The organism is Acinetobacter sp. ESBL14 (assembly GCF_036668815.1).
In the GTDB taxonomy this organism is placed as follows: Bacteria; Pseudomonadota; Gammaproteobacteria; order Pseudomonadales; family Moraxellaceae; genus Acinetobacter; species Acinetobacter gyllenbergii.
The window spans coordinates 79,764-98,604 of sequence record NZ_JAZEVS010000003.1; the positions used below are offsets into that span (position 1 = coordinate 79,764).

At 44.4% G+C, this 18,841-nt stretch carries 13 protein-coding genes; 7 read left to right on the forward strand and 6 right to left on the reverse strand.

Annotated elements, in window-relative coordinates; genetic code table 11:
• Nucleotides 1–32: 32 nt before the first annotated feature.
• Nucleotides 33–3,506: an indolepyruvate ferredoxin oxidoreductase family protein gene (locus tag V6E90_RS11395; protein ID WP_332605380.1), complete on the reverse strand. Its 3,474-nt coding sequence runs from the start codon at nt 3,504–3,506 to the stop codon at nt 33–35.
• Nucleotides 3,507–3,708: 202 nt separating this feature from the next.
• Here V6E90_RS11395 and V6E90_RS11400 point away from each other — a divergent pair, with 202 nt between their 5' ends.
• Nucleotides 3,709–4,647 (forward strand): LysR family transcriptional regulator, encoded by a 939-nt coding sequence (locus V6E90_RS11400; protein WP_332605583.1) that lies wholly within the window; start codon nt 3,709–3,711, stop codon nt 4,645–4,647.
• A 232-nt stretch (nt 4,648–4,879) separates the two neighbouring features.
• On the opposite strand, the gene V6E90_RS11405 is transcribed toward V6E90_RS11400, so the two are convergent.
• Genes V6E90_RS11405 through V6E90_RS11425 form a run of 5 tightly spaced genes read right to left on the reverse strand, consistent with a single transcriptional unit; the run spans nt 4,880 to nt 11,393 of the window.
• Nucleotides 4,880–5,782, reverse strand: coding sequence for a hydroxymethylglutaryl-CoA lyase (locus tag V6E90_RS11405; RefSeq protein ID WP_332605381.1), 903 nt, complete (start codon nt 5,780–5,782; stop codon nt 4,880–4,882).
• Nucleotides 5,779–7,770 carry an acetyl/propionyl/methylcrotonyl-CoA carboxylase subunit alpha gene (locus V6E90_RS11410; RefSeq protein ID WP_332605382.1) on the reverse strand — a complete coding sequence of 664 codons (1,992 nt, stop codon included), beginning with the start codon at nt 7,768–7,770 and terminating at the stop codon, nt 5,779–5,781. Before V6E90_RS11410 ends, V6E90_RS11405 begins: the two co-directional genes overlap by 4 nt.
• A gap of 11 nt (nt 7,771–7,781) precedes the next feature.
• Nucleotides 7,782–8,585 (reverse strand): enoyl-CoA hydratase/isomerase family protein, encoded by an 804-nt coding sequence (locus tag V6E90_RS11415; protein ID WP_332605383.1) that lies wholly within the window; start codon nt 8,583–8,585, stop codon nt 7,782–7,784.
• Between the two features lie 9 nt (nt 8,586–8,594).
• A complete protein-coding gene (locus V6E90_RS11420) occupies nt 8,595–10,196 on the reverse strand; it encodes a carboxyl transferase domain-containing protein (protein ID WP_171552145.1) in 1,602 nt (533 codons plus the stop codon).
• Between the two features lie 24 nt (nt 10,197–10,220).
• Nucleotides 10,221–11,393 (reverse strand): isovaleryl-CoA dehydrogenase, encoded by a 1,173-nt coding sequence (locus V6E90_RS11425; RefSeq protein WP_016541042.1) that lies wholly within the window; start codon nt 11,391–11,393, stop codon nt 10,221–10,223.
• Nucleotides 11,394–11,541: 148 nt separating this feature from the next.
• Between V6E90_RS11425 and V6E90_RS11430 the strand changes: the two genes are divergently transcribed.
• The 6 genes from V6E90_RS11430 to V6E90_RS11455 all read left to right on the forward strand — a co-directional run bounded on the left by V6E90_RS11430 (nt 11,542) and on the right by V6E90_RS11455 (nt 18,802).
• Nucleotides 11,542–12,159, forward strand: a complete 618-nt coding sequence (locus tag V6E90_RS11430) for a TetR/AcrR family transcriptional regulator (protein WP_332605384.1) — start codon at nt 11,542–11,544, stop codon at nt 12,157–12,159.
• A gap of 113 nt (nt 12,160–12,272) precedes the next feature.
• Complete coding sequence (locus V6E90_RS11435; RefSeq protein WP_016541044.1) at nt 12,273–13,967, forward strand: AMP-binding protein; 1,695 nt, start codon at nt 12,273–12,275, stop codon at nt 13,965–13,967.
• Nucleotides 13,968–14,054: 87 nt separating this feature from the next.
• The gene (gene bioB, locus V6E90_RS11440) at nt 14,055–15,047 is read left to right on the forward strand and encodes a biotin synthase BioB (RefSeq protein WP_332605385.1); all 993 of its coding nucleotides are present in this window, start codon (nt 14,055–14,057) and stop codon (nt 15,045–15,047) included.
• Nucleotides 15,048–15,071: 24 nt separating this feature from the next.
• Nucleotides 15,072–15,812, forward strand: a complete 741-nt coding sequence (locus V6E90_RS11445; protein ID WP_332605386.1) for a class I SAM-dependent methyltransferase — start codon at nt 15,072–15,074, stop codon at nt 15,810–15,812.
• A 251-nt stretch (nt 15,813–16,063) separates the two neighbouring features.
• The gene (locus V6E90_RS11450; protein WP_332605387.1) at nt 16,064–17,350 is read left to right on the forward strand and encodes a DcaP family trimeric outer membrane transporter; all 1,287 of its coding nucleotides are present in this window, start codon (nt 16,064–16,066) and stop codon (nt 17,348–17,350) included.
• Nucleotides 17,351–17,434: 84 nt separating this feature from the next.
• Nucleotides 17,435–18,802 (forward strand): MFS transporter, encoded by a 1,368-nt coding sequence (locus tag V6E90_RS11455; RefSeq protein WP_332605388.1) that lies wholly within the window; start codon nt 17,435–17,437, stop codon nt 18,800–18,802.
• Nucleotides 18,803–18,841 lie beyond the last annotated feature (39 nt).

An 18,841-nucleotide genomic window follows, 5' to 3' on the forward strand; every position in this document is an offset into this window, starting at 1 on the left:
AACATGCCCAGTCAGTGGTTTATTTGAAGATTTTAGTCTTTATTACTGAGCTCTTTTGATAGCTCATCCCAGCGTTGGTTTGCGACTTGCATAGCCTGCATCTTGATATGCCCAAAGCCACGCACTTCAGCAGGTAGTTCGGCAATCTGTTCTGCAACAACTAGATTATAGCTGTTTGGTGATGAGATCAGGGTTTCAACAAAGGCGATGTAACGATCACGCCATGCCTGTTCATGTTGGCGCTCTTGCTGACGAGTAAATGGATCAAAGAAGCTTTCGCGTAGCCATTGTAAACGTGCCAGCAACATCATTGGAAAGCGCATCCAATAGCCAAAGATACGTTTACGGATATTTTGATCGGTACCCAAGGTCGGTGGTGCAAGATGATAGGAAAGACGGACACCACTTCCGAATTGTGATTCGATTGATTTTTTAAAGCTTGCACCTGTTAACAAGCGGGCAACCTCGTATTCATCTTTATAGGCCATGACACGATACAGTTGGGTTGCGATGGTGCTTGCCAATGCTTCAGGAAGCAATTTAGCCACTTGTTCTAACAGCATTCTGTAGCGATCTGCATAAGCCTCATTCCAATAGTCTTGCAGACGTATCGTGCGATCGTTGATGAGTTCAGTGAGTGTTTGTGGCGCATTGGTTCTTGGCAGGCTGGCGAGTAAAGCAGTGACTAATTCTGGATCGCTGGCGAGATGGCAACCAATACGGAAGGCTTCAAGATTTTTGTCAATCGCCGTGCCATTCAGTTGGATGGCTTTTTCAATACTTTCACGTAACAGAGGAATTTGTCCTGATTGCCAAGCCATCCCCAAGAGCAGTTGATTGGCATAGATCGCATCGCCTAAAACCTGTGTTGCGATTCGTGCAGCAGGTAAGGCGAGCAGATTTTCTTTGTGGACACGGCCACGCAGACGATCAATTAAATCGTTAATCGGTGCATACCAGTCGCGCTTGTTAATAAAGTCAGAGGTCGGTGAACCATCTTCATTGACGATTACCATCGCATCTTGTTTTAAACGGGATAGCGCGGCATTACTGCCTGCGACAATAGCATCTGCACCAATCAATAGATCACATTGATGTTCTGGAATTTTAGTCGATGATATTTGCGCATCATCTGCGGCAATTTGGATATAGGAATACACCGTACCGCCTTTTTGTGCCAGCCCAGCCATGTCCATGACACGGGTGGCTTTGCCTTCCAGATGGGCTGCCATACCCAGTAACGCTCCAACGGTGACCACACCTGTACCGCCAACACCACCGACCATAATACGATTCGGCGTATCAACAAGTTGAGGAATGATGGGGCGTTCAGGCCAACCTGTCGCAAAACCTTCAAACTTGGCGGGGCGTTTCATATCACGGGTATGCACAGTGACAAAGCTTGGGCAGAAGCCTTCGACACAGGTGAAGTCTTTATTACAGCTGCTTTGGTTAATCTGACGTTTGGTGCCTAATGCAGTTTCGACAGGTTCAATCGACAAGCAATTGGATTTTTTAGAACAATCACCGCAGCCTTCACAAATGTCACTATTGATATAAAGGCGTTCAGCTGGGTCTGGGTAAGCATCACGTTTACGGCGACGACGCTTTTCACTGGCGCAGGTTTGTACATAAATTAGTGCAGTCACCCCCGAAATATCACGTAACTCACGTTGTACTGCATCAAGATCATTGCGATGGCGGATTTCGACATGTGGCGCAAGGTGCTCTTCAGCATGGATCAGCTCAGGTTCATCCGTGACAATCACCTGTTTTTTAATACCTTCTGCATCGAGCTGGCGAGTCAGTTGCGCGACACTGAGATGTCCATCAACATGCTGACCGCCCGTCATGGCAACCGCATCGTTATAGAGAATTTTATAAGTAATATTAATGTTTGCAGCGATGGCTTGTCGAATCGCGAGATAGCCTGAATGGAAGTAGGTACCATCACCGAGATTGGCAAAAATATGCTTTTCATTGGTGAAATGTGATGCACCCGCCCAACTGACACCTTCGCCCCCCATTTGCGAGAAGGTTTCGGTGCCGCGATCTAGTGACACCGCAATATAGTGACAACCGATGCCACCCAGTGCACGACTACCTTCTGGTACGACTGTCGAGGTATTATGTGGACAACCGCTACAGAAATACGGTTTACGCTCGGCCAAATCTAGTACGCGGCGTGATTCTTGCTCAGCTTTATGCAGTAAATCGACACGACTCTGGATTTGCTGTCTTAAACTTTCAGGCAAATCTAATTTTAAAAACCGTGCTGCCAACATTTTGGCAATCGGTTCAGGTTGGAACTCGTAATGCCCAATCAGCGGTGCTTCCTCAAAAGAGGTACTCCATTCACCTTTACCATGAGGTGCTTTGCCGATCACATGTGGACGTTGCTCATCAGGTAGGGAATACAATTCGTCTTTAATTTGTACTTCAAGAATTGGACGTTTTTCTTCGACCACAATCAGTTCTTGTAAACCTTCAGCAAATTCACGTAAACCTTGTGGTTCCAAAGGCCAGATTAAACCTACTTGATAGACCCGAAGACCCAGTTGTTGCGCTGTTTCATTTTCAATACCGAGAATGCGTAAGGCTTCAATGGTATCGAGATAACCCTTACCACTGGCAGCAATGCCGATACGGGCATGCTCACACGGCCATGTGATCTGATTGAGTTGATTGGCGCGCGCATAAGCCAATACCGCAGGTAAGCGATATTGATATAGCCGTTGTTCTTGTTGGATGCCATGATCTGGCCAGCGAATATGGATGCCGTCGGCAGGCAGCTCGATTTCAGGTAAAACAGGTGTGACACGATCGAGATCGACAATCACTGAAGCTGAAGTTTCAACGATTTCACTGACCAGTTTCATAGAGGTCCACACCCCAGCAAAACGTGACATGGCCACCGCGTGGACGCCCAAATCGAGAATATGTTGCACCGAAGTTGGATAGAAAATTGGAATACCACAACCCATCATCACATGTTCAGATTGGTGGGGAACAGTCGACGATTTACAGGAATGGTCATCCCCAAACAGGGCAACTACGCCACTATGTTCGGCAGTTCCTGCGAGGTTGGCATGGCGAAGTACATCACCTGAGCGATCTACACCTGGGCCTTTGCCATACCACCATGCAGTAACACCATCATATTTGCCTTGACCTGCAAGGTTGGCTTGTTGCGTGCCCCAAATGGCAGTCGCCGCGAGGTCTTCATTGATACCGGGTTGAAAGACGACATGGTGATCTTTAAGTATGCCTCCAATTTGCCAAAGAAAATTATCATAGTTGCCGACAGGTGAACCGCGATAACCCGAAATAAAACCAGCAGTGTGCAACCCATTCAGCTCATCACGGCGTGTTTGTGCCAGAGGTAAGCGAACCAGTGCCTGAATGCCCGTCATATAGGCTGAACCGTGATCACTGATATATTTATCGTCCAGTGATACATCTTTAGTAGCGATCATTTTTGGAGTAACTTTTGTCGCTATATTCATTTATGTCTCCTTAGAATTGTATGTAGTTTTGACTACTTTCTTTTTTCAACATCCGGTTGAATATTTGGAGTAAGTACATCTGAAGCAAAAGATTAAGTGGCTGCGTAATTAAAAAAAGCTGCTCAATCAATGTACATATTTGTCATTGTGGTTGATCCAGACTGGTGCAACAATGCGTAATTTAGAAAAAGATATTTACGTTATGCGCAAAAATCTTGATGGTGGATTGTTACATGCCATGCATGCCTTCCTGAAAGTGATTGATAGCGGGAGTTTCACGGCTGCTGCAGAGCAGATGGATCTCACAACAGCGCAGGTTTCTCGATTAATTAGTGAATTAGAAGGGCGTTTAGGTACAAAACTCCTACAACGCTCGACCAGACAGCATGCCTTGACCGAAATTGGTGCAAACTATGCCGAACAGTGCCGTCAGGTATTGGCAATGGTGGAGGAATCTGAAGCCCAAGCCATGGGCATGGCCGCCAGACCACAGGGGCGATTGCGGGTATTGAGTATGGCCAGTTTTGGGCATCATTATCTGGCGCCGATGATGGCGGAATTTTGTCAAAGTTACCCAGAACTTACGGTTGAATATCGCACTTCGCAAAATGTACCTGATCTTCTCGGCAAAGGTATTGATGTCAGTTTATATCTCACTGAATCTTTGGCAGATTCACGGTTTGTGGCGCGTCGAATTGGGACCATCTTTTCGGTGTTATGTGCATCACCTGCCTATCTGGAAAAGTATGGTGAACCTCAATCCTTGGATGCTTTGCAAAAGCATGCCTGTTTACGTTTGGTCAATCCGTCAATTACCCCACAATGGCATTTGGTCAGTGAAAACAGCTGTTCTTATCAGATTGATATCACTGGGCCGTTAATTGCGGATACACCTGAATTGCTGCTGGATGTGGTACAGCAGGATATGGGGATTGCTTTATTGCCAACCTTTTCATCCATTGATGCGATTCGGGCAGGGCGACTCCGTCGTATTTTGCCTGCTTGGCGATCACCTGATATCGGGGTGTATACCTTATTGCCATCTCGTCATTTTGTAGATGCAAAAACACGGGCATGGCTGGAGTGGGTCGAACAACATATTTCACCAAAAATACAGCAAGATACGGATTATTTTTTATAAGTAATTTGAGAGAGCGTTAGAAAAAGAATAATAAGGATTAAAATTAAAAAAATGCTTCTTTATAAAGAGGCATTTTCTACAGAGATGAATAATATATTTTTAAATCAATCGCATGAGGAGTTTAATCTCAATTCATAAATAGAACGAGATAAAGATGCGACCTGATCCGCTGTACAAATTGGATTGAGTAAGTTTGTTGCCAAACGATAAGTGAATCCGAATCTAGATTTAACTAAGCACATTTTGTTTGCCAATAGGCATTGGCATAATTTGATAAGCTTTTCCTGTTGAGTACATGACTAATATTTTGGCTGGCTTGCATCAGCTTTTCTAAATCAATACCTGTTTCAAAGCCCATATGCGAGAGTAAATAGAACAGATCTTCGGTGGCGACATTGCCAGAAGCACCTTTGGCATAAGGGCAACCACCCAATCCAGCCAGTGAAGAATCAAATACACGAATGCCTTGTTGTAAGGACTGATAAATATTGGCAATCGCCATGCCGTAGGTGTTGTGGAAATGCCCAGCCAAAACTTGGCTATCGAGTTCAGCCAGACAGGCTTGCCAGACTTTTGCGACCCGATCAGGTGTGGCGGTCCCAATGGTTTCACCTAAAGAGACTTCATAGCAGCCCATGTCATATAGTCGTTTCACCACATTCGCCACTTGCTCAGGCGCAATCGCACCTTCATAAGGGCAATCCACGATACAAGAAACATATCCACGGACACGAATATTTTGTGCTTTGGCTGCACTCATGACATCGGCAAACTTTTCAAAGCTTTCATCAATCGAGCAATTAATATTTTTACGGGTAAAGCTTTCAGAAGCTGCGGTAAACACCGCAACTTCTTTGCATCCTACCGCTTGAGCAGTTTCAAAACCTTTGATGTTTGGTGTGAGCAGACTAAATTGCACATCGGTTGTTTGGGGTAATTGCTTAAATAGCTCATCACTCTGCGCCATTTGCGGCACCCATTTGGCTGACACACAGGAACCTACTTCAATTGATTTTAGTCCAGCATTGATCAGATCATGAATGAAGTTTAGGCGTTGTTCGACGCTTAACGTCTGTTTTTCGTTTTGCAGGCCATCACGCGGGCCGACCTCCACGATTTTGACAAACTCACTCATGCAACTTCCTCCTGTACAGGCTGAAATTCCACCAGTTCATCGCCAGCTTTGACCTGATCACCGACCTGAAAATAGGCATCCACAATTACGCCATCTTGCGGTGCGCGAATGGTGTATTCCATTTTCATGGCTTCAAGCGTCATTAAAATATCGTCTTTTTTGACATTATGATTAGCACCGACCAGAACCTGAGTCACCACACCCGGCATGGGTGCTTTGAGGTGTCCTTGGTCTGCTTGGCTATCGTCCTGATGATAATTTTGGTGAATATAGCCAAATTTATGGCTTTGTCCGTTATGGAACAGGGTGATGCCTTGCGGACTCTGGTTAAAAGCCAGTTTTTGCTGAGTGCCATTGATATGAATTACTGCTGTATGTGCATCCAGCAATTGTCCAGAAATCTGATAACTTTCGCCGTTATATTCAGCATTAAAACCATGCTCAGCCGAACTCAGCTTGATGTGAATGTTTTGGTCTAAATAGTTCAGTTTAATTTTTTGCTGGAACGCAATATTTAAACGCCATAACGCTTGTGCTTGCCATAATTGTTTTTGGCTAGCGCGATTGTTGTCGAGTTTACTCAGGAATTCGATAAAGGCGGTGCTGACCACCAACTCAGGCTTAATTTGCTCTGGATGGAACAAGAAATCATGTTCACGCTGAATCAGATTGGTATCCAGTTTGGCCTGTTTAAATGAATCACAACGAACAATCTTTTGCAGAAAGGCAATGTTGTTCCCTAGACCATCAACGTGGAATTGACTAAGCGCATGTTGCATTTGGATCAAAGCTGCTTCACGGTTTTTACCCCAAACGATCAATTTGGCAATCATTGGATCGTAATAGGTGGTGATTTCATCACCTTCTACAATGCCACTGTCGACCCGCACAAACTGGTTTTGCGTTGGGTAATGTAAATAGTCAATTTTGCCAATGGCAGGTAAGAAGCCTTTTTCGGGTTCTTCGGCATAAATACGTGCTTCAAGTGCATGACCATGAATCTGTAATTGATGTTGCAGTTTTGGTAGCGGTTCACCATCTGCGACGCGTAGTTGCCATTCTACAAGGTCTTCACCGGTAATCATTTCAGTAACAGGATGTTCGACTTGCAGGCGAGTGTTCATTTCCATGAAATAGGCGGTACCATCCTGTTCCACAATAAACTCGACTGTACCCGCACCGACGTAATCCACTGCACGGGCAGCATCAATCGCAGCCTGACGCATGGCATCCAGTTTTTCAGCTGGCATTTGCGGTGCAGGAGCTTCTTCAAGTACTTTTTGATGACGACGTTGTACCGAACAATCACGTTCAAATAAATGTACATAGTTCCCGTGCGTATCGCCAAACACTTGTACTTCAATATGCCGAGGCTGAATCACATAGCGTTCAATCAATACATCGTCATTGCCAAAACTGGATTTGGCTTCACGTTTACACGAGGCTAAGAACTGTAAGAAATCTTCACTACGTTCAACCAAGCTCATGCCTTTGCCACCACCGCCAGCACTGGCTTTGATCAGCACAGGATAGCCAATTGCATCGGCTTGTTGTTTTAAAAACTCGGCCTCTTGATTGGTTCCGTGATAACCCGGTGTTAATGGCACACCTGCTTTTTCCATCAAGGCTTTAGAGGTCGCTTTGAGACCCATGGCTAAAATCGCATCGACAGGTGGGCCAATAAAGCAAATATTATGTTGCTGGCAAGCGAGGGCAAACTGGTCATTTTCAGAGAGGAAACCATAACCTGGGTGAATCGCTTGGCTGCCTGTATCAATCGCCGCCTGAATAATACGATTTACCTGTAAATAACTTTGTGTGGCAGGGGATTGCCCAATATAAATCGCTTCATCCGCCATTTTGACATGTTGTGCATTGGCATCTGCATCAGAATAAACCGCAACCGTTGCAATACCGAGTTTTTTTGCGGTACGAATCACGCGGCAGGCAATCTCGCCACGGTTCGCAATTAAAATCTTTTCAAACATGATGATCGTCCTTAATTGTTGTTATTCGAGTGAGAAACCCATGCAGGCTGTTGTTTATTTAAAAAGGCATTCAAACCTTCTTTGGCTTCGCTGCCTTGACGAACTTGAGCAATATGCTGTGCTGTCTGTTGCAGCAAGTCATTGTTCATGGTCTGGTTGCTCACCATCTGAATCAATTGTTTTGCTGCAGACTGAGCCTGCGGGCCACCGAGTAACAGTGCATCAATAATTTCTTGAACTTTCTGGTCTAAGTCTTCTGCATCTGCGACTTCATGAGCCAAGCCAATCTGTTTAGCTTCCCGTGCTGAAATGCGTTCCGCAGTTAAGAAATAACGCGAAGCCTGTCGTGCTCCAATCGCACGAATTACATAGGGACTAATGGTAGAGGGCGCAAGGCCAAGTCGAACTTCTGAGGTGGCAAATTTAGCATCGGTACTGGCAATACAAATATCACAGGCCGATGCCAAACCCATGCCACCGCCAAAGGCGATGCCATGCACACGCGCAAGTGTCGGTTGCTTTAAGGTCGCGAGTGCATTTAGCATCTGTGCAAGTTTTAAAGCATCGGCTTCATTTTCTGCTGACGAAGCTTGACCTGCCTGTTTCATCCAGTTGAGGTCAGCACCTGCTGAAAAGCTTTTACCCCGTCCTGCCAAGACCACCACACGCACATCATCTCGGGTGTTGAGACTGTTAAAGCAGTCATGTAATTCTTCAATCACCGTAGTATTAAAAGCATTGTGCAATTCAGGGCGGTTCAGCCAAACATAGGCCACTTGACCGTGTTGTTCCAGTTGTAAAAATTGATAGCTCATAGACACCTCTTACATGCGGAACACGCCAAATTTGGTTGGCTGAATTGGTGCATTTAATGCGGCAGCAAGGCTTAGACCCAGTACATGACGGGTTTGAGCAGGATCAATCACGCCGTCATCCCAAAGACGGGAAGAGGCATAATACGGATGGCCTTGGTGTTCATATTGTTCACGAATCGGTTGTTTAAACTCATCTTCTTCCTGTGCTGACCACTGTGCACCTTTTTGCTCAATCTGATCACGTTTCAAGGTTGAGAGTACACTGGCAGCCTGTTCACCACCCATCACAGAAATACGCGAGTTTGGCCATGTCCATAAAAAGCGTGGAGAATAGGCACGTCCACACATACCATAGTTACCTGCACCAAAAGAACCGCCGATGATGAGCGTGAGTTTAGGTACATTGGCTGTGGCAACGGCCATCACCAACTTGGCACCATTTTTGGCAATGCCTTCATTTTCATATTGACGACCGACCATAAAGCCGGTGATGTTTTGGATAAATAGCAATGGGATATTACGTTGAGTACATAGCTCGATAAAGTGTGCGCCTTTTTGTGCAGACTCAGAAAACAGAATCCCATTATTGGCAATAATGCCAACAGGCATACCGTACAATGAGGCGAAACCTGTAATCAGGGTCGAACCAAAACGGGCTTTAAATTCATCAAAGCGTGAACCATCGACAATACGTGCAATCACTTCACGGACATCGAAAGGTTTACGTGCATCACTCGGGACAACGCCATAAAGTTCCGATGCATCAAATAGTGGTTCATCAATCTGTTTGTTTAATTCAGTTGGTTTTTTATTCAGATTGGCGACAATGTTACGGGCAATCGCAAGCGCGTGTTCATCATTTTCAGCCAAATGATCGGCAACCCCTGACAGGCGGGTATGTACATCACCACCACCCAAATCTTCACTGCTAACTACTTCACCTGTTGCTGCTTTGACCAGTGGTGGGCCACCGAGGAAAATCGTACCTTGATTACGCACAATAATGGTTTCATCCGACATGGCTGGCACATAAGCACCACCAGCGGTACAACTGCCCATCACTACCGCAATTTGGGCGATACCTTGGCTCGACATACGTGCTTGATTATAAAAAATACGCCCGAAATGATCGCGATCAGGAAACACCTCATCTTGCATCGGTAAGAATGCACCGCCCGAATCCACCAGATAAATACACGGCAAGTGATTTTGCTCAGCAATTTCCTGCGCACGTAAATGCTTTTTCACCGTCAATGGATAATAGGTACCACCTTTGACGGTTGCATCATTGGCGACGATCATGCAGGTCACACCATTAACTTGGCCAATACCTGCAATTACTCCCGCAGCAGGAATGTCATCTTCATAAACTTTGTAAGCAGCCAACTGACCAATTTCTAAAAAAGCCGTGCCGACATCAATCAGTTGGTCAATACGGTCACGTGGTAATAATTTGCCTCGGGCCAAATGTTTTTGACGGGCATTTTCGCCACCACCAAGTGCGACTTTTTGTGCCACTTGTTTCAGATCGCTGACCAATGTTTGCATGGCATGTTGATTGGTTTTGAAGTCTTCACTTCGAACATTAATTTTGCTGTGTAATTGGTTCATAAGCTGCATCCTGATTTATGGTTATTATTTGGTTTCATTAAACAGTTCGCGGCCAATCAGCATGCGGCGAATTTCTGAAGTTCCTGCACCAATTTCATAAAGTTTGGCATCACGCCATAAGCGACCTGCTGAGAATTCATTGATATAACCATTCCCACCGAGGGTTTGAATGGTTTCACCTGCCATCCATGTGGCTTTTTCTGCTGCATATAGGATTGCACTGGCCGCATCTTTACGTAAGCTACGGTCATGGTCGGCTTTGTCACAGGCTGCACCAACCGCATAAACCAAGGCTTTACAAGCCAGCCAAGTGGAATACATATCGGCCAGTTTGCCTTGCATCAATTGAAATTCACCCAAGGCCTGACCAAATTGTTCACGTTCATGTAGGTAGGGAATCACTACATCTAGGCAGGCGTCCATAATGCCTAGCGGGCCAGCACTTAAAACCGCACGTTCATAGTCCAGACCACTCATCAGTACTTTGGCCCCGTTGCCAACACCACCGAGTACGTTTTCAGCAGGGACTTCAACATTGTCAAAAAATAGTGGATAGGTATTAGAACCGCGCATACCCAGCTTATCTAGGTGCTTACCATGGCTAAAGCCAGGCATGTTTTTTTCGATCAGGAAGGCAGTCATGCCTTTGGCACCTGCATGCGGATCCGTTTTGGCATACACCACCAATACATCCGCATCACCGCCATTGGTGATCCACATTTTTGAACCATTGAGAACAAAGTGATCGCCTTTTTGTTCAGCACGCAGTTTCATACTGACCACATCCGAACCTGCATTCGGTTCAGACATGGCTAAAGCACCAACAAAGTCACCTGAAATCAGCTTGGGTAAATACTTTTGCTTTTGTTGCTCGCTACCATTGCGGTTAATCTGGTTAATACACAAGTTAGAATGTGCGCCGTAAGAAAGACCAATAGAGGCGGATGCGCGCGAAATTTCTTGCAACACGATGATATGTGCTAGATAGCCTAGATTGGTGCCGCCATATTCTTCAGAAACGGTTAAGCCCATCAATCCCATATCGCCAAATTTCTTCCAAAGATGGGCAGGGAAGACATTGTCTTGGTCGACTTGTTGGGCAATTGGTGCAATTTCCTTGGCACAAAATGCAGCAACCGAATCTTGTAAGGCAATCAGTGTTTCATCTAGTCCAAAGTTCAAGCTACGTAGGTTCATTATGTTGTCATCCCAGTGATTATATTTGTTGTTCCATTAAGCGTTGTTGTGTGTGCTTAGGAACTACCTTACAATGAATTTTTAAAAAAGTGAATAGATATTCATAAAATGATTTACAATTCACTTTATTTGTTAGAGAATAAAATTTATGAGCTATAAACGATCAATTTTAATGCAGGAGCGGATGGAACAAAATCGCAAATCGATTTTGAGTTCAGCCAGAAAATTAATTTCAGAAGGAGGATTCAAAGACGCACAGATACAAACCATTGCTGAGCAAGCAGGAGTCTCAAGTGGTTTGGTTTATCGCTACTTTGACAATAAAAGTCAGGTACTGATTGAAGTCTTGTCAGAAGCCATCAACACCGAGTTGTTGGTGATTGATGCCATTACAGAAAGTGATCTGACCGCGCAACAGAAGTTGCATAAAGCAGTTGCAACCTTTGTCAAACGGGCACTCAACAGCCCGCAGTTGGCCTATTCACTGATGTTTGAACCTGTGGATTCAAGTGTGGAACATGAGCGTTTTCGGGTAAAGCAGCTGATGAAACAAAGTATTAAAAAAATCCTTGCAGATGGAAATGCAAGTGGCGAGTTTGTTTTGGATGACTTAAACACAACCGCCATGTGTGTGGTCGGTGCGATGACCTATGTGGTGGTTGAACCTCTAGACCCTGCTCAAAATACCAAGTTTGATCAGACGCACAAAGACTATTTTTCTAAACAGATTGCTGACTTTTGTGTGGATGCAGTACAGAAAAAGTAGGGCAGACAGAACGGTTTAACATCACAACAATAGGCAGTTTGAAGAGTAGTTGCAGTCACAACAATTAGATCAGGTAAGAACAGAATTAAAAAAGAATCAAGGAGAATGATTCAATGCAACATGTACGGTTAAGCTATGCCTCTGGAACCAGCTCGCAGCCCCTGTTGGGGATGACGATTGGAGATAAATTTGATCAAGTCTGCCAGCAATATGCTGAGCAAGAGGCGATTGTCAGTTCACATCAGAACCGACGCTTAAGCTACAAAGAACTACAGCATGAAGTGAATGCATTTGCCTGTAGTCTGCTCAAGCTGGGTTTGAAAAAAGGGGATCGCTTGGCGATCTGGTCGCCGAATTGTGTGGAATGGACCGTGACCCAATTTGCCGCGTTTAAAGCTGGCATTATTTTGGTGAATCTGAATACCGCCTATAAAAGTCATGAACTGGAATATGTACTCAATAAAGTCTCCTGCAAAGGCTTGATTATTGCCTCACAGTTCAAGACTACAGATTATCAAGAATTACTCACTAAGATTGCACCTGAGCTGACATCTAGCTCCGATAAAGTGCTTCATTCAGCTCGTTTACCACATTTAAAATATGTGATCAAAATTGATGAGCAGCAGTATACCGGCATCCATCGTTTTCGTGATTTGCTTGAAACGCCGAATCAATCTCAGCTCGATGAGTTACAGCGCTTAGCCAAACAGTTGCAGTTTGATGAAACCATCAATATCCAATTTACCTCAGGCACAACAGGGAATCCGAAAGGAACCATGTTGACCCACCATAATATTTTGAATAATGGTTATTTTGTCGGTGAAGGGATTGGCTTAACGCCCCAAGATCGCGTCTGTATCTCAGTGCCTTTATTCCATTGTTTTGGCATGGTAATGGGCAATCTGGCCTGTATTACCCATGGTGCTACCATGGTTTATCCTGCGTCCGTGTTTAATCCGTTGGAAAGCTTAAAAACCATTGAGCAGGAAAAATGTACGGCGGCTTATGGTGTGCCGACCATGTTTATTGCCATTTTGGAACATGAGCAATTTGCCGAATTTGATTTGAGCAGTTTGCGTACCGGTATCATGGCAGGCAGTCCATGTCCGAGAGAAATCATGCAGCGTGTGATTGATCGCATGCATATGTCAGAAATTACCATCTGTTATGGCATGACAGAAACCTCTCCAGTCAGTGTGCAAAGTTATATTGATGATTCAATTGATAAACGAGTCAGCACGGTGGGGCATGTTCATCCACATTTGGAAGTTAAAATTGTTGATTTAGAGGGTGAAATCGTTCCGCTAGGGACACTCGGTGAACTTTGTGTCCGTGGTTATTCGGTCATGGCGGGGTATTGGGATGAGCCTGAAAAAACCAAAGAAGTCATCGACGCAGCAGGTTGGATGCACACGGGCGATATTGCTGAAATGGACGCTGAAGGCTTTGTCAAAATCAAAGGCCGAATTAAAGATGTGGTGATTCGCGGGGGGGAAAATCTATTTCCAAAAGAAATCGAAGACTTTTTATATACCCATCCCGATGTCTGCGATGTGCAAGTGATTGGTTTGCCCGATATGCGTTATGGGGAGGAGCTCTGTGCCTGCATCATTTTACACGAGCATCATCAAAGCAATGAAGATAGTATACGCAGTTTCTGCAAAGAGCATATTTCACATAATAAAGTGCCACGTTACGTTAAATTTTTTGCTGAGTTCCCGATGACCGCATCAGGCAAAGCACAGAAATTTAAATTGCAGGAAATCATGCGGGCAGAGCTGAATTTGACTGCTGAAATTTTTGATTAAAAACGTATTCCTCCTTTGTACATTGAGATTGAGGAGGAGCTTTGATGTCGTGGTTGCTATCTAAACATAGGATGTCAGGATCAAGAAATGAAGATTAGAAATGATTGGTCACGTGCGGAAATACAGGCTGTGTATGAGCAGCCTTTTTTAGATTTGCTGTTTCAGGCGCAACGGTTACACCGACAATATTTTGCTGCGAATACGATTCAGGTTAGTACTTTACTCTCTATTAAGACTGGCAAATGCCCCGAAGATTGCAAGTATTGTTCGCAATCAGCGCGTTATGATTCAAAACTGGAAGCAGAAAAACGTGTTGCGGTCGAGAAAGTCATTCAAGAGGCACAAAAATCCAAGGCTTCAGGCGCATCTCGTTTTTGTATGGGGGCCGCATGGCGCAATCCGCATGAGCGCGATATGCCTTATGTATTGGACATGGTGCGCGAGGTCAAAGCTTTAGGGTTGGAAACTTGTATGACCTTGGGCATGCTGAATGCTTCTCAGGCGGAGCGTTTAAAAGAGGCTGGTCTGGATTATTACAACCATAATCTGGATACTTCGCGGGAATATTATTCCCATATTATCAGCACCAGAACCTTTGATGATCGACTGGATACACTGGACCATGTTCGTCAGGCAGGGTTGAAAGTCTGTAGCGGTGGTATTGTCGGTTTAGGTGAAAGCCGAGCCGATCGGATTGGTCTTTTACATGAGTTAGCGACTTTGCCGCTACATCCAGAGTCTGTACCGATTAATATGCTGGTCCCGATAGAAGGGACACCATTGGCTCAAGTAGAAAAACTGGATGTAACTGAATGGATTCGGACGGTTGCTGTAGCACGATTGCTTATGCCACAAAGTTACATTCGACTTTCGGCTGGGCGCGAAGCATTAACCGATTCCGATCAAGCCTTGGCATTTATGGCCGGTGCTAATTCTATTTTTTCAGGTGAAAAACTGTTAACCACTGCCAATGCCGGTGAAAGTCGTGACCAAGCTTTATTTCAAAAACTAGGCTTAAAAATAGAAGCAAGCAAACCTTCTATAAAGCAGTTATCAGTTGATGCGATGCTAACCGTTTAAAGCTTTTTAAAAGTAGAGGATCAAATGGCAAAAGATTTTAACAGTCAGAAAGTGGTGGAACGCTATGATGATCATATCCGTCGTCTGATTCCAGGTTATGCGCTGATGCATCAACAAGTCGATGCAATTTTACAGTCCGCTTTAAGTGCAGATGCACAGATTTTAATTGTCGGTTGTGGCACAGGCTATGAGCTTGAATATTTACTGAATAGGCATCCAACTTGGAGATTTACGGCAGTTGATCCTTCCTTAACTATGTTGCAGAAAGCCCAAGCACTGATTCACGGATTGGGTCAGTCCGAGCGGGTGCAATTTATTCATGGCGAAACAGCAGCATTGCCTACACAGCTAAAATTTGATGCGGCACTGTCGATCTTGGTTGCACATTTTGTGCCGCATGCGCTGAAATCAGATTTTTTTGCAGAGATTTCAAAACGATTAAAAGCGGATGGATTGCTCATGACTTACGACCTCATGGCTTGTGACAATCCTCAACAATTTAAAGCGTTGCCATTGCTGTGTCAGAACAATGGTCTGAGTGCCGAGCAAAGCCAAGCCATGATGGAGCGTTTAGCACAAGACTTTTTCACACTCTCTTTTGACGCTTATCAGCAACTGCTTCAGCACACAGGTTTTGAACAGGTGCATTGCTTTAGCCAAGTTTTAACGTATCAAGGACTGATTGCCCAGAAAAAACAGGAGGATATCTTGACCTCGGAACTTTCTGGAAAGGTCGTTTTCACTCAACAAGGAATTCAACATTAGAACAGCAACTTAATTTTTAGCTTCTAACCGATGTTTTTGACAGTGGCTGCAATTGCCGCTGCAAGTTTCTGTTGTCTTTTAAAAAAGTGGCTATTTATTTAAATAGGAGGTGAAAATTAAATAAATCAATGGTTTGAAGTTTTAAAAATAAAAAATGTGGTGTGGTACATCTGTACGACAAAGGATAAAACACAAACAAAGAATGATCTTAAAAGGGTATTTAAGATCAGTCGAAAAGGAAATTGATTTTAATGAAAAAGTTTATTTTAACGGTACAAAAAAGCATATTGGCAACGGCAGTTTTAACGGCTATGTCCTCTGCTTATTCGGGAACTGAAAGTGCTGAAATTGCACAGCTCAGACAAGAAGTTCAAGAGTTGCGCGCCATGCTGCAACAATATGTAAAACAACCTACTCCAACACCATCTAACCCACAAGTCGCGGTTGCAGTTGTGCCACAGGCGACTGAAACACAGGTACCAAAACTGAATATCAGCAAAGGTGGGGCTGAAGTCAATTTATATGGTTATCTCCGTGCCGATGCTTCTTATCAGGCTAAAGGTGCATCCACCATGTATAACAATATCAGTGGCGTACCACTAGAACATACTGCCGAGGAAGCTCAACAAAAAGATCGTTTGCATTCGACCGTCAACGTCACCCGTTTAGGTTTGAATTTTAAAACACCGACAGCCGCTGGTGATGTCGGTGGCAAGCTGGAAATGGATTTCTTTGGTGGCAGCACACGTGATCAATTCCGTATTCGTCATGCTTATTTAACCTTTGATAAATGGTTGATTGGTCAGACTTGGTCCACTTTTATTGCACCTGAATATTATCCAGAAACCATTGATGCAGGAACCTATGTCGGTGGGGCATTACAACGCTCACCTTTGGTACGCTATAGCGATAACTTATCAGCCAATACCAGTTTTGCCGTCGCGATTGAAGATCCAAAATACACGGCAACTTCTGACCCTGATAATGAAATGCGTTTGCCTGCTTTGGTGGGGCGATTGAATCATAAATTTGAGAATGGTTCCTTGTTGTCTGGCCGAACTTTTATGGCTGAGAAAAAAACCAGTAATGATGAGGAGTGGGCATGGGGTGTGGGGCTCGGGGGCAAATACCAGTTAACGCCACAAACCTTCTTAAAAGCCGATTATTACCATGTCAAAGGTGATGGCCGTTTCCTGCTTTGGACCAATAACAGCTATGTGATTGATGACAAAAATCATATTCAGAGCAATGAATTCGATACTATTTCAGCAGGTTTAACTCATCAATTTAATTCACAGCTTCGTTCTACCTTGGGATACGGCTATATGAAAGCCAAGGATGACAACACCTTTGCCCAAATCCAGAAAACCAACCTGACTCAAAACAAAGAACTTTGGCAGGGCTGGATCAATGCCATGTACAACCCCTATAAACCAATTACTTTAGGGGTGGAGTATGTCTATGGCGAGCGTGAAACTTTTGAGGGGCGGAAAGGGATTGATAACCGCTTCAATATGATGGCGAGTTACGATTTTTAATCAAGAGCTTGAATCATCAGTTTTTTCTTTAGGGTGCAGTATGTCGTTTTAAACAAGAATTTATCTCATAGAGGAGATGATTAAATGGCAACATCGACGTTGAATGTCAATGCAATTATTGACCAAGCAAAATTTACCCCTTTTCACTGGAGCATTTTGCTTTGGTGCTTACTGATTATTATTTTTGACGGTTATGATCTGGTTATTTACGGCGTGGTTTTGCCTGTATTGATGCAAGAGTGGTCACTCACAGCCGTACAGGCGGGTATGCTAGCCAGCACCGCCTTATGTGGCATGATGTTTGGTGCCATGCTATTTGGGGCTTTGGCAGATAAAATTGGTCGCAAAAATGTGATCTTGATTTGTGTGACCTTTTTCAGTGGTTTTACTTTCTGGGGAGCTTTTGCATCGACTCCGTTTGAATTTGGGGTGTTACGCTTTTTAGCAGGTTTGGGGATTGGTGGTGTGATGCCAAATCTGGTGGCGTTAACCTCTGAATATGCCCCAAAGCGGATGCGCAGTACCTTGGTGGGGAGTATGTTTAGTGGCTATGCCATTGGCGGGATTATTTCCGCGTTATTAGGAAGCTATCTGGTGGAAAGCCAAGGTTGGCAAATCATGTTCTTGATTGCAGGCATTCCATTGTTGTTATTACCGATTTTATGGAAGTTCTTACCTGAGTCACTGACCTTCTTAGTAAAAAGTGGCAAGACCGAGCAAGCCCATGCCATTATCCAAAAAATTGCCCCAGAGCAGGCACTAAGCCCTGAGACACGCTTATGTTTGAATGACGATAATTTAGGTTCAGGCAGTTCTGCCAAAGCTTTATTTCAACATGGTCGTGCTTTAAGTACGCTGATGTTCTGGCTGTTATTCTTTATGTGTTTGCTGATGGTTTATGCATTGAGTAGCTGGTTACCAAAACTGATGCTGGCAGCAGGCTATTCATTGGGTAAAAGTATCCTATTCCTGCTGGCGTTGAATGTTGGCGCCATGCTTGGAGCAATTTTGGGTGGAATCCTCTCGGATAAATTCCATTTAAAACCCGTAATTTTAACTATGTTTGTAGCAGGGGTATTTGCACTGGTTGGTTTGGGCTATAACTCGCCAGCCTATATTTTATATGGTTTGGTGACGATTGCAGGAGCTGCAACCATTGGGACTTCAATCCTGCTGTATAGTTATGTAGCACAATATTATCCATTGAGTGTACGCTCGACAGGAATTGGCTGTGCATCTGCGGTTGGTCGAATCGGTGCCATTGTCGGGCCGATTCTAACAGGGATGCTGCTGACCTTAGGTCTACCACATAAGCTGAACTTTGTGATGATTGCCATCCCCGCGATTATTGCGATTTTTGCGGTGTTGGTGCTGAAACGGCATGAGTCAGATAGTGGGAGTAAAAGTACGGTCAATCCTGCGACAAATATTGCTGAAACTGGTGAAGCATAGCAGTGCATCATTTTTGATAAAACAAAGTCGATGAGCCCA